This is a genomic window from Mesorhizobium sp. M0848 (assembly GCF_040319805.1).
Classification (GTDB): Bacteria; Pseudomonadota; Alphaproteobacteria; order Rhizobiales; family Rhizobiaceae; genus Mesorhizobium.
Genome location: NZ_JAMYOM010000019.1, coordinates 21,519 through 34,055, shown reverse-complemented (window position 1 = coordinate 34,055; position 12,537 = coordinate 21,519). Strand labels below are relative to the sequence as shown.

Annotated in this window: 5 protein-coding genes; 3 read left to right on the top strand and 2 right to left on the bottom strand. The window is 63.7% G+C overall.

The features are described from left to right. The first annotated feature begins 55 nt into the window (after window positions 1-55). Entirely contained in the window at window positions 56-1,570 is a 1,515-nt protein-coding gene (gene amaB, locus NKH95_RS21535; RefSeq protein WP_502895292.1) for an L-piperidine-6-carboxylate dehydrogenase, read from the top strand. A 44-nt stretch (window positions 1,571-1,614) separates the two neighbouring features. On the opposite strand, the gene NKH95_RS21530 is transcribed toward amaB, so the two are convergent. Together NKH95_RS21530 and NKH95_RS21525 are read right to left on the bottom strand one after the other, a co-directional pair. After that, the gene (locus tag NKH95_RS21530; protein WP_502895291.1) at window positions 1,615-2,469 is read right to left on the bottom strand and encodes a hypothetical protein; all 855 of its coding nucleotides are present in this window, start codon (window positions 2,467-2,469) and stop codon (window positions 1,615-1,617) included. Window positions 2,470-2,633: 164 nt separating this feature from the next. Then, entirely contained in the window at window positions 2,634-3,497 is an 864-nt protein-coding gene (locus tag NKH95_RS21525; RefSeq protein WP_164893012.1) for a hypothetical protein, read from the bottom strand. A gap of 368 nt (window positions 3,498-3,865) precedes the next feature. Between NKH95_RS21525 and NKH95_RS21520 the strand changes: the two genes are divergently transcribed. Together NKH95_RS21520 and NKH95_RS21515 are read left to right on the top strand one after the other, a co-directional pair. After that, the gene (locus tag NKH95_RS21520; RefSeq protein ID WP_352892952.1) at window positions 3,866-5,656 is read left to right on the top strand and encodes a ShlB/FhaC/HecB family hemolysin secretion/activation protein; all 1,791 of its coding nucleotides are present in this window, start codon (window positions 3,866-3,868) and stop codon (window positions 5,654-5,656) included. Window positions 5,657-5,666: 10 nt separating this feature from the next. Further along, window positions 5,667-12,347: an MBG domain-containing protein gene (locus NKH95_RS21515; protein ID WP_352892949.1), complete on the top strand. Its 6,681-nt coding sequence runs from the start codon at window positions 5,667-5,669 to the stop codon at window positions 12,345-12,347. The last annotated feature ends 190 nt before the right edge of the window (window positions 12,348-12,537 follow it).

The window sequence follows — 12,537 nt, the reverse complement described above, 5'->3', positions numbered from 1 at the left end:
CTGGGCACTTTTGGGCGACATGCATTATGAGCGACTGGATCTGAAAGGGACAAGAATGACGATAGGCAAGGAAACGACCGAACTGCTGGCGAAACTGGGTGTGGCCAAGGAGACGCTTGTCGGCGGCGACCTGATCGTGCGCAGCCCGGTGACGGGCGAGCAGATCGCGGCGCTGAAGACGATCTCACCGGCTGACGCGGCCAAGGTGATCGATGCCGCGCACAAGGCCTTCCAGGCCTGGCGCATGGTGCCAGGCCCGCGGCGTGGCGAACTGGTGCGGCTGCTCGGCGAGGAGCTGCGTACGCACAAGGCCGAGCTTGGCCGGCTGGTCTCGATCGAGGTCGGCAAGATCCCGTCCGAGGGGCTCGGCGAAGTGCAGGAGATGATCGACATCTGTGATTTCGCCGTAGGCCTCTCCCGGCAATTGTACGGCCTGACCATCGCCACCGAGCGCCCAGGCCATCGAATGATGGAAACCTGGCATCCGCTCGGCGTCGTCGGCGTCATTTCCGCCTTCAACTTCCCGGTGGCTGTGTGGTCGTGGAATGCCGCCCTGGCACTGGTCTGCGGCGACGCAGTGGTGTGGAAGCCGTCGGAAAAGACGCCGCTGACCGCACTTGCTTGCGAAGCCATCTTCAAACGTGCGGTCAAGCGCTTCGGCGCGGACGCACCTGATGGCCTGGCGCCGGTGCTGATCGGCGATCGCGCCGTCGGCGAGATACTGGTCGATCACCCTAAAGTGCCGCTGGTTTCGGCGACCGGCTCGACCCGCATGGGCCGCGACGTCGGTCCGCGGCTGGCCAAGCGCTTTGCGCGCGCGGTGCTGGAACTCGGCGGCAACAATGCAGGCATCGTCTGCCCGACCGCCGATCTCGACATGGCGCTGCGCGCGATTGCCTTTGGAGCGATGGGCACGGCCGGCCAGCGCTGCACGACGCTGCGGCGCCTGTTCGTGCATGACAGCGTCTACGACGCCTTGGTTCCGCGCCTCAAAAAGGCCTACGAGAGTGTGTCTGTCGGCAATCCGCTGGAGACCTCCTCGCTGGTCGGGCCGCTGATCGACAAGGCGGCCTTCGATGCCATGCAGAAGGCGCTGAAGGAAGCCGCCGCCCATGACGGCAAGGTGACCGGCGGCACGCGGGTCGAGAACGGCCACCCCGATGCCTACTACGTGCACCCGGCGCTGGTCGAAATGCCAAGCCAGGTATCCCCGGTGACGGAAGAGACCTTCGCGCCGATCCTCTATGTGATGAAATATTCGGATTTCGACGCCGTGCTCCACGAGCACAATGCGGTGGGCGCCGGCCTGTCGTCGTCCATCTTCACCCGAGACCTGCAGGAATCCGAGCGTTTCCTGGGTGTCGACGGATCGGATTGCGGCATTGCCAATGTCAACATCGGCACCTCGGGCGCCGAGATCGGCGGTGCCTTTGGCGGCGAAAAGGAAACCGGGGGCGGCCGCGAGAGCGGCTCCGACGCATGGAAGGCCTATATGCGGCGCGCCACCAACACGGTGAACTATTCCAAGGCGCTGCCGCTCGCCCAGGGCGTGTCGTTCGACATCGACTGAAGGGCTCGCCGGCTTGGGCATCCCGCACGGGGGATGCCCACCGGTCAGCTGCCTGCTGGCGAGTCAAAGGCCTTGACGAACGCGGCATCGATGATAGCCAGCTTGACGGCCTGGGCGGTCATGTACTCCCGGTAGAAATCGCCCGACACCCACATCACCGAATTGCCGCGCTGGCCAAGCCAGCCAACGCTGCCGAGGTCTTCGGCATCCCGCAGTTTGCGTGCCAGGTGGGTTCGCGACAGCTTGAGCCATTTGGCGAAATCGCCGATCGAGACGACGCCAGTCGGTATTGCAGCGAGGCCGGCATGGTCGGGATCGACGCCCGATATCAGCCAGTCCATGACGACGCCGCCATTGTTAAGCCAGGTGAACAGCGAAAAGGTCTGCTTGGGCTCGCGCACGGGACTGGAGGAGATCAGCCCGTCAGCCACCAGCGGTTGCACCCTGGCGAGCGCATAGGGCCGCTCCAGAAACGTTGCCAGACGGTTCGCGCCGTCGAGACTGTCCAGTGTGTGCAGATGAGCCATCATCCAGCCGGCGAGCGTGTCCAGCGTGTTCACTGTAGGCTGTATGGGGCGGATGCGGCCATCCTGAGCTGCCGAGAGGTGCTCGATGAAATTGTAGTGCAGCATCTCCTTGAGGAAGGCGTCGGCGGTGTTGCGGCTGGCGACGGAATTCTCCCGGATGACGTCGATGAAACGCGCCGCCGTCAACTGCTTGCGGTAGTCATCGGGCTCCCGTCTGAAATGCAGGGCAAGGCCGATATGCGCCATCAGCCAACGCTGCTGGGTGGCAAATATCGAGGCAAGCCTCGGGTTCGTCTCGTAGGTCTGGATAAGCGCCTGCGCCTGGGCACGGACACAGCGATGCAATGCCGGGTGACCGGCAATATGGTCCAAGGTCAGCGCTATTCTCCCCCCGTGCGTCAAGCCCCCCAACGCGAAGACGCAGATCACATTTTCAGCCTTCAAGGCCCGTGTCCAGACGCGCCCGCTCTATAACAGGTTATGATCGCCAGTAGACAATGTTCACGGCCCGGGCAGATATCGATCGCGCCGATCCTTCAGCGGTCTTCCGGAGCTGGAAAACAGGCGTCGAAGGCCGCATCGACAATGGCCAGCTTGGCGGCCTGGACGGTCATGTACTCCTGGTAGAAAGTGTTCGATACCCACATCACCGAATGGCCGCGCTGGCCGAGCCAGCCGATGCTGCCGAGTTCCTCGGCAGCGCGCAGCTTGCGGGCGAGGTGGGTCCGCGACAGCTTGAGCCATCTGGCGAAATCTCCGATCGAAACCACGCTGGTCGGAATCCGGTCCAGGCCGGCATGATCGGGGTCGATGCCCGACATCAGCCAGTCCATGACGATGCCGCCATTGTTGAGCCAGATGAACAGGGAAAAAGTCTGGTTGGGCTCGCGCACCGGCTTGGAGGCAAGCAGGCCGTCCGCCACCAGAGGCTGCAGCCTGACAACCATGTCGGGCCGCTCCAGGAACCTGGCCAGCCGGTTGCCACCGTCGAGATGATCCAGCGTCTGCAGATGGGCAAGGACCCAGCCGGTGAAAGTCTGCACGGTTGCCGCCGTTGGCTGCAAAGGGTGCGTGCGCCCGTCGCCACCCGAAACATACTCGGCGACATGATAGTGCAGCATCTCCTTGATGAAAGCGTCCGCCGTGTTGCGGCTGGCCACCGCGTGCTGGTGTACGAACTCGATGAAACGCGATACCGTCAGCTCCTTGCGGCGGTCGTGCGGATCGCGCCTGAAATGCATGGCAAGGCCGACATGACCCATCAGCCAACGCTGCTGCGTGGCGAAAATGGAAGCCAGTCGCGGGCTCGTTTCATAGATGTTGATCAGCGCCAACGACTGTGCCTGGACACAGCGATGCAGGGCCGGATGGCCGGCAATGTCTTCCAGATTCAGCGCCATCCTCCTCATGTTCCGAGTTAACTCCAACAGCGGAGTCGCGTCCACATTTTCCAGCCTTCGATAGCTGTGTCCAGAGGCACCAAATGCGAAGAGCAAGCCCAACCCGAACATGGGGCCGGCCACGATCGGTTCATGGGATCCGCTAACCGATTGCTATGGCTTGGAAAACCCCTCCCAATAATAGTCAGCCGGAGGGCCGCCCGTTGAATTGACCTTCACCAGGGCCCGGCATAGTTTCCGCGACATCCGAGCGGCGGGGGCACGCCTTCCCGGAAGTGAGTTCGAAAGCAGAAGCCAATTAACGAGCGATGAAATCTCGCGCGGTGGCGAAGCTTTGCCGAACTCTACCTCGAAGGACGAGTGATTGAGTGAAGTATACAAGCAAGATCGCGGTTGGCAGGGATAACGACTGTCACCCAGTTTTCGGCGGGCTGGCAGCCCGTAAGGGATGGTTGATCCTGTTTGCCGTCTCGGCGTGCCTGTGGCTTCAAGCCGGCGCGTTTGCGCAGACAGCCAGCCAGATCACGCCGCCCAGCTTTCGGCCGCCGCCGGCAGCCAACACGGCAGGTGTTTCCATTCCCGAAGGTGAGGGCCTCGAGGCGCCGGCGGGCGCCGGGAAGCTCAGGGTCAAGCTCGGGGATGTCAGGGTCGAAGGCGGCTTGCCCGACATGGCTGACGCAACACGCAAGATCGTTGCCGGCCTTGCGCACCGCACGGTGACGGCGGCGGAAATCTTTGCTGCGGCGCGAAAACTCGAAACCGAATATGGACGGGCCGGCTATGCGCTGGTGCGGGTGGTGCTGCCGGCGCAGAAGCTCAACTACGGCGCAGGGCTCCGGCTGGTCGTCGTCGACGGCTTTCTCGAACGGATCGACACCAGCAATCTGCCCGAGCGCATACGCGGGCGGGTCGAGGCAACGCTGGCGCCGCTCGTTGGACAAAAGAGCATCAAGCTGTCGGCGATCGAACGCAAGCTGCTGCTGGCTGGTGATACGCCCGGCGCCCGGCTGCGCTCGACCTTGCAGGCCGGGACAGCCAAAGGCGCCAGCGTGCTTGTCATCGACGGCAAATATCGCCCGATCGGCGGCCAGGCGACCGTGGACAACTCGTTATCGCCGTCGTTGCAGCGCTGGTCTACGGGCATCGGCGTCGATTTCAACTCATTGCTCGGCCTCGGCGAACTCGTCTATGTCAGGGCAGGCGGCTACCCCGATGGCGGCGAGAGCGGCCTGTTCACGGATGGCCCACGCAATCGCAATTATGCCGCCGGCATCGTCGTGCCGATCGGCTATGACGGGCTGACGCTCAACTTGGAAGCCAGCCGCACGCAGGCCAATCCGACAGCCGAGCCCGGCACGCTCGGCTTCGGCAGCGCCTTCGAGCGTTATTCGGCGCGGCTTCGATATCCCTGGATCCGCAGCCGTGCGCTTACGATCAGCACCGAACTGTCCTTCGACGTGCAGAACGACACGCTCGACGCGGTGACGCCGATTTCGCTGCCGATCGCCGAGGACCGGCTGCGCATTGCCCGGCTCGGTCTCGACGGCACCTGGTTCACACCGCTTGGCGGTGTCTTCATCGGCAATGTCGTTGCGTCGTTCGGCATCGACGGGCTCGGCGCGCGCTCGGCCGCCGATGCCACGCCGCTTTTGCCGCTGTCGCGCCAGGGGGCCGACGCGGCGTTCCAGAAGCTGGAGGTCTCCGCCAGTTACAGCCAGCCGCTGGCTACCCATCTCGGCCTCGACCTCTACGCCCGCGCGCAGACCTCGTTCGGCAAGCCGCTGCTGCAGTCGGAACAGATCGGGCTGGTCGGGGCGAGCGGCCTGTCGAGCTTCGACGCCGGCGCGCTGCAGGGCGATTCCGGCTATGTGCTGCGCGGCGAGCTGTCCTCACCCTGGTACGTGCCGTTCACTGGCGGCATCGTTTCGGTGTCGCCCTACGTGTTCGGCGCTGTCGGCCAGGTGCATCTCGAAATGCCGACCGCGCTCGAGACGGCCAACATCGTCGGCGCGTCATACGGGCTTGGCCTGAAGGTCGGCACCGCGCTGGCGGGCGACGCGACCAACGCCAGCCTGACGCTGGAATGGGGCCGCCAGCATCGTGACGACCAGTTGCCGACAAGCGATCGCTTTTCGCTCAGCGGCGCCGTCCAATTCTAGAGAGATGACCATGCAGCGCAAAGCCCACCTCCCACGGCGGCACCTGAACCGCACCGGCGCGCCGTTGATGGCGCTGCTTTTGACGTCGACGGCGCTTGTCGGCTTCACGTCGGCGCGGGCACAGGAACTGCCGACCGGCGGCAGCGTAGCATCCGGCGGCGTCACCATCGCCAACCCATCGTCGTCGCAACTGAACATCAGGCAGTCGACCAGTTCGGCGATCGTCAACTGGCAGAGTTTTTCGATCGGTGCCGGCGCGACAGTCACTATCGACCAGCCATCATCCTCGGCAACGATGCTGAACCGCGTCACCGGCGGTACCAAATCGACCATTGCAGGCCAGCTCAATGCCAATGGCCAGGTGTTCCTGGTCAATCCCAACGGCATTGCCATCTCCAAGACCGGCAAGGTTAGTGCCGCCGGCTTCGTCGCGTCCTCGCTGGGCATCAGCGACGAGGATTTTGGGGCCGGAAAGCTGGAATTCGAGGGCAAGGGAGCTTCAGCCGCCGTCTCCAACCAGGGTGCGGTCAGCATCGGGCGTGGCGGCTATGCCGCATTGATCGGCGGCAGCGTCGACAATGCCGGCTCGATCACCGTGCCGCTTGGCAAGGTCGGGCTCGGATCGGGTGAGAAGGCAACACTTGATTTGTCCGGCGACGGCTTCCTGCAGGTTTCCGTGCCGAGCAAGGCTGACGGCAGCAATGCGCTGGTCAGCAATTCCGGCTTGATCAGTGCCGATGGCGGGCTGGTCGAACTCAAGGCGGCTGCGGTGCGCGATGCCGCACGCCAAGCCGTCAACATGTCCGGTGTCATCGAGGCACGCATGGTGTCTGGCCAATCCGGTGCCATCGTGCTCGGCGGCGATGAAGGCTCGGTCGAAATCACCGGCATGCTCGACGCTTCGGCCCAGACCGGCGGCAAGGGCGGCAAGGTCACGGTCACCGGCCGCAAACTGAAGCTCAGGGCGGCCAAGGTCGATGCCTCGGGCAAGGATGGCGGCGGCACGGTCAGGATCGGCGGTGACAAGCAGGGCAAGGGCACCTTGCAACGCGCGGTCGCAACCGAGATCGATGCGAAGACGACAATCAGTGCCGATGCGACCGGCAACGGCACTGGCGGCACGGTCATCGTCTGGTCCGACGCGCAAACAAAATTCGCCGGCAAGATTTCCGCACGCGGCGGCGATGACGGCGGCAATGGTGGCTTCGCGGAAGTGTCCGGCAAACAGCGCCTCGACTTCACCGGTGAGGTCGACCTGCGGGCACGGTTCGGCGACACCGGCGACCTTTTGCTCGATCCCTACAACGTCACTATATCGAACGCTGCCGGCAACACCGGCGGCAGCATGTCCGCCAACACCAATGACAGCGTCATCAACGTCACCACGCTGCAGAACCTTCTTGCAACGGCAAACGTCACCATCTCGACCGGCAGCGGCGGTTCCCAGGCCGGCGACATCACCATTGCCGCGCCGATCGCCTGGAACACCAACACGCTGACGCTCAGCGCCTCTCATTCGATCGTCTTCAATGCGAACGCCACGATCGGCGGCGTCGGCGGACTGGCGCTCATCACCAACAATGGCGGCACCGGCGGCACGATCTCCTATGCCTTGGGCGCATCGGCGACCTTCACCGGCACGCCCGGTGCGCAGGCGCTGTCGGTCAACGGCCAGAGCTACACGCTGATCTATGATGTCAACGGCCTGCAGGCGATCAACAGCGGGCTCACCGGCAGCTACGCGCTGGCCAAGAATATCGATGCCAGCTCCACGTCCAGCTGGAATAGCGGTCTCGGCTTCATATCGCTGGGCACCGACGGCAACAGCAACATCCAGAACGGCGGCAACGGCTTCACCGGCTCGTTCGACGGGCTCGGCCACACCGTCGACAGCCTGTCGGTGACGCAGTCCGCTGCCCAGTATGTCGGCCTATTCGGCTATATCGGCGCGGGCGGCCTGGTCCAGAATGTCGGCGTCACCAATGTGACGGTCCGGGGGTTTAGGACCCTTGGCGGGATCGCCGGGTTCAATGCCGGCACGGTGGCCCAGAGTTATTCGACTGGTCAGCTGTTCACCACGCAATACGGGTCCACCTCAGGCGGTCTGATCGGCGAGAACGATGGCGCACTCTCCGACAGCTTCTCGACAGTGGTCATCAACGCACGCGACACAAATGCCGCGGGCGGCGCGGTGGGCTTCAACAATTTCGGCACCATCGATCGCGTCTATGCCATGGGCGCTGTCGATATCGGCAGCGGCGGCGCGGCCGTCGGCGGCCTCGTCGGATCGAATTATGGCTATTCGTTTGTCGGCGAGGGCGGCAGGATAACCGACAGCTATTCGACCGGCGCGGTCAGCGGCGGATGGAATGTCGGCGCGTTCATCGGCAACAACCTTTACGATGGCGTGGTCACGGGCGCGTACGACACGTCGACATCCGGCTCCTACAACACCACATCCAGCGCCAAGCCTGCGATCGGCGGTGGCACCACCGGCCCCAATGTCAATGTCGTCGGCCTGTCGACCTCCAGCTTCCAGAATGGCGGCGCCAATGGACTGAGTGCCGCCTTTGGCGGCGGGACTGGCGGCCTCTATCCCTATCTGAAGAGCTTCTACCCCAATGGCGTTCAGGCGATCTCCGGAATTGCTTACAAGGATGCCGGCAACACGCCGCTGATTTCCGGTACCGGCCAACCCTATTACACAAAGAATCCCGGGCTGGTGTCCGTCGTCTCCGGCGGCGTGAACCTCGGCACAGTCTCGACCGGCGTCAACGGCTACTATTATCTCGCTCTGCCGGCCGGCGCGGTCTCGAACTCGGTGCTCGCTTACACCGTTGCCGAAGCGGACTCGGGCGCCAAGAATGGCGTGACCTTCCGGACCGGCCTGTCCGGCAGCAATGTCTCGAACCTCAACGTCTATGGCGACTGGCGGCTCGACGAGGCGGATGGCTCGATCGCCTCGCTGTCGGCGCTGAGCAGCGCCTATAGCGCGGCGATTGGGTCAGCCTCTGTCGGCAGCCTGTCCTTCGCCAATCGCCAGATTGAAACCGCAGCAGCCACCTTCGCCCTCAACCAGGCGCTGTCGGTCGGCACCGGCACGCTGGCGCTGTCGTCGAACGGCGTGGTGACGCAGACTAGTGGCCTGACGGCGGCGTCGCTGGTTCTCGGTGGCACGGGTAGCTTCACCCTGACCAACGCCGGCAACCAGGTCGGCAACGTCGCCGGCAGCGCCGGTTCCGTCGATCTGCGCGATGGCGCAAGCCTGACGATCGCCAGTGCTTCCAGCGCCCGCGGGGTTACGGCGACCGGGGTGAACACCACCGGTTCGGTGAAGCTTCAGACGACGGGCGATTTGACCATTGCGGCAAATGCGACAATCAGCGGAACGGATCCAGTGCTCTCGGCCGCTGGCCTGTTCGTCAACAACCGGGGCAGTGACGCCGTCGCCGCCACTAGCGGACGCTGGCTGATCTATGCGGCAAATCCCACCGGCAATACATTCGGCAATCTGGACAGTGGCAACACGGCCGTCTGGAACACGTCGGCGGGTGGTCCGGTGAGTGCGACAGGCAACCGCTATGTCTTTGCCTATCAGCCGACACTGACCTTCAAATCCAGCAATGCGACCAAAACCTATGGCGATACCGCCCTGCCGGCACTGACCTATTCAGTGGCGGGCTACCAGGCAGGCGTGATCGGCGCCTATCTCGGCGACACCGCCGCCACGACCTTCAGCGGTGGCCCAAGCGTCACGTCCGTCAACCCGCCGGGCAATACACAGGTCGGAGCAGGATCCTATGCAATCACCGTCGGCGCCGGCAATCTCGCGGCGTTGAGCGGCTATGGCTTCGCCTACAACAGCGCGGGCCTGCTTACCATCGGCAAGCGCGCGGTGACGGTGACGGTGACGCCGGGCCAGGGCAAGATCTATGGCGATGCCAATCCATCATCCTATGCATACACCGTTTCGGATCTCGGCGCCGGCACGGCTCTGGTCGGTAGCCTTAGCCGCACGGCAGGGAACAGCGCCGGGACTTATGCCATCAACCAGGGCAGCATCACCAACACCAGCAATTCGAACTACGACATCACCTATGTCGACGCCAATTTCACCATCGCCAAGCGCGCGATCACGGTAACGGCCGATGCCAAGAGCCGTACCTATGGCAACTCTAATCCGACGCTGACCTATCAACTCACAACAGGCAACCTCGTCAGTGGCGACAGCTTGGGCGGTTCTCTGACGACATCGGCGACGACGGCATCCGGTGTCGGCAGCTACGGCATCGCGCAGGGCACACTCAACAACAACAACTATGCGATCAGCTATGTCGGCGCCAATCTGTCGGTTACGCCGCGCGCGATCACGGTGACGGCGAATGCCAAGAGCCGTGCCTATGGCGACGCCAATCCGGCGCTGACCTATCAGCTGACATCAGGCAATTTCGTCAATGGCGACAGCCTGAGCGGCGCACTGGCAACAACGGCGACGACGGCATCCGGTGTCGGCAGCTACGGCATCACGCAGGGCACACTCGCCAACGGCAACTATACGATCAGCTATGTCGGCGCCAATCTGTCGGTGGCGAAGCGCGCCATCACGGTGACAGCCGATGCCAAGAGCCGCATCTATGGCGATGCCATTCCAACGCTGACCTATCAGCTGACCACGGGCAATTTCGTCAATGGCGACAGCCTGAGCGGCGCGCTGGCGACGTCGGCCACGACAGCATCCGGTGTCGGCAGTTACGGCATCACGCAAGGCACACTCGCCAACAGCAACTATGCGATCAGCTATGCCGGCGCCAATCTGTCGGTGACGAAACGGGCGATCACGGTGACGGCCGATGCCAAGAGCCGCATCTATGGCGACGCCAATCCGGCGCTGACCTATCAGCTGACCTCGGGCAATTTCGTCAATGGCGACAGTCTCGCCGGTGCGCTCGCTACAACGGCCACGACAGCATCCGGTGTCGGCAGCTACGGCATCACGCAAGGCACACTCGCCAACAGCAATTATGCGATCAGCTATGTCGGCGGCAATCTCGCGTTGACCCCGCGCGCGATCACGGTGACGGCCGATGCCAAGAGCCGCATTTATGGCGATGCCAACCCGGCGCTGACCTATCAGCTGACATCAGGCAATTTCGTCAATGGCGACAGCCTGAACGGTGCGCTGGCGACGTCGGCAACGACAGCATCCGATGTCGGCAGCTACGGCATCACGCAGGGCACGCTCGCCAACAGCAACTACGCGATCAGCTATGTCGGCGGTAATCTGGCGGTGACGCAGCGCGCCATTACGCTAACGGCCGATGCCAAGAGCCGTGTCTATGGCGATGACAATCCAACGCTGACCTATCAGCTGACCTCGGGCGATTTCGCCAATGGCGACAGTCTGAGCGGTGCGCTGGCAACGACCGCCACGGCATCATCCGATGTCGGCGGCTACAGCATCACGCAAGGCACGCTTGCCAACGGCAATTACGCCATCAGCTATATCGGCGCGGACCTTTCGGTGACACAGCGCGCGATCACGGTCACGGCCGATGCGGGCCAGAGCAAGATCTATGGGGACAGTGATCCGCTGTCCTACGGCTATGCGGTTTCCGGTCTTGGCGGCGGGACGGCGCTGGTCGGCACGCTTGATCGCGCCGAGGGCGAGAATGTCGGGACCTATGACATTGGCCGCGGCACCCTCAGCGATGCTGCCAACGGCAATTACGACATCACCTATGTCGGTGCCGGTTTCAGCATCGGCAAGCGATCCGTGACCGTCACTGCCAGCTCGGGTCAGGGCAAGACCTACGGCAATGCCGATCCGTCGTCCTATGGCTACACCTTCACCGATCTCGGCAATGGTGCGGCGCTGGTTGGCGCTCTCGACCGCACGACCGGCGAAGATGTCGGCGCCTATCAGATCGGGCAGGGCACACTCGCCAACGCGGCCAACTCGAACTACGACATCAGCTATGTCGGCGCCGATTTCAGCATCGGCAGGCGTGCCGTGACAGTCACGGCCAATTCGGGCCAGGGCAAGATTTACGGCGATGCCGACCCGTCCTCCTATGGCTACACCAGCACCGATCTCGGCAGTGGTGTGGCGTTGGTCGGCGCTCTCGATCGCGCCTTGGGAGAGAACGCCGGAGCCTACGCGATCGGCCAGGGCACGCTCACCGACAACGCCAATGCGAACTACGAGATCAGCTATGCCGGTGCCGACTTCAGCATCGGCAAGCGGGCGATCACTGTGGTGGCGGATGCGCAGAGCCGGCCCCAAGGCATGCCCAATCCGCCACTCACCTATTCGATCGGCGGTCTGGGGTTGGTCAACGGGGATACATTCCTTGGCGCGCTCTCGACTGAGGCGACACCCGCTAGCCCTGCTGGCAACTATGCCATCGAACAGGGGAGCCTGACCCTCTCGGCCAACTATGAGCTGACCTATGTCGGTGCCGATCTGGTGGTCTCGCCGCCCAACACCGTGCCGGCACCGGATGCGGCCAGCACGGTCGCGTACAACGCCGATGCCCATACTGCCGGCGGGCCGGCTCGGGTTTTCTTCACCGGGCAGCCGGTGGATGGCGATGCGCAAACGCTGGTCGAAGACCCGCGGCTTGACGGTCCCGCCTTCTGCCAGGGCGTGGCGGACGCAGCTTCCGTCTGCAGCGTTGCCTCGGTCCGGTAGAAAATGGGGACGCCTTGACCGCGTTGCCGGCGAGACTGTCGGGCAGCTATCCCATCGCCAGGGCGGCATCACCAACGCCGCCAATCCGAACGGCGATATCACCTATGACCTAATGCCATGGCCGCCTGGGACCCGGCCGTCCTTGCCGCGTTTGCCACGGTCCGGTGAGCGTGCGGGCGACCACGATTTG

What these genes read in the sequence shown, in the direction of transcription:
- NKH95_RS21525 (WP_164893012.1), bottom strand. Translation starts at nt 3,497, where the DNA reads ATGGCGCTGAATCTGGAAGACATTGCCGGCCATCCGGCCCTGCATCGC.
- amaB (WP_502895292.1), top strand. Translation starts at nt 56, where the DNA reads ATGACGATAGGCAAGGAAACGACCGAACTGCTGGCGAAACTGGGTGTG.
- NKH95_RS21515 (WP_352892949.1), top strand. Translation starts at nt 5,667, where the DNA reads ATGCAGCGCAAAGCCCACCTCCCACGGCGGCACCTGAACCGCACCGGC.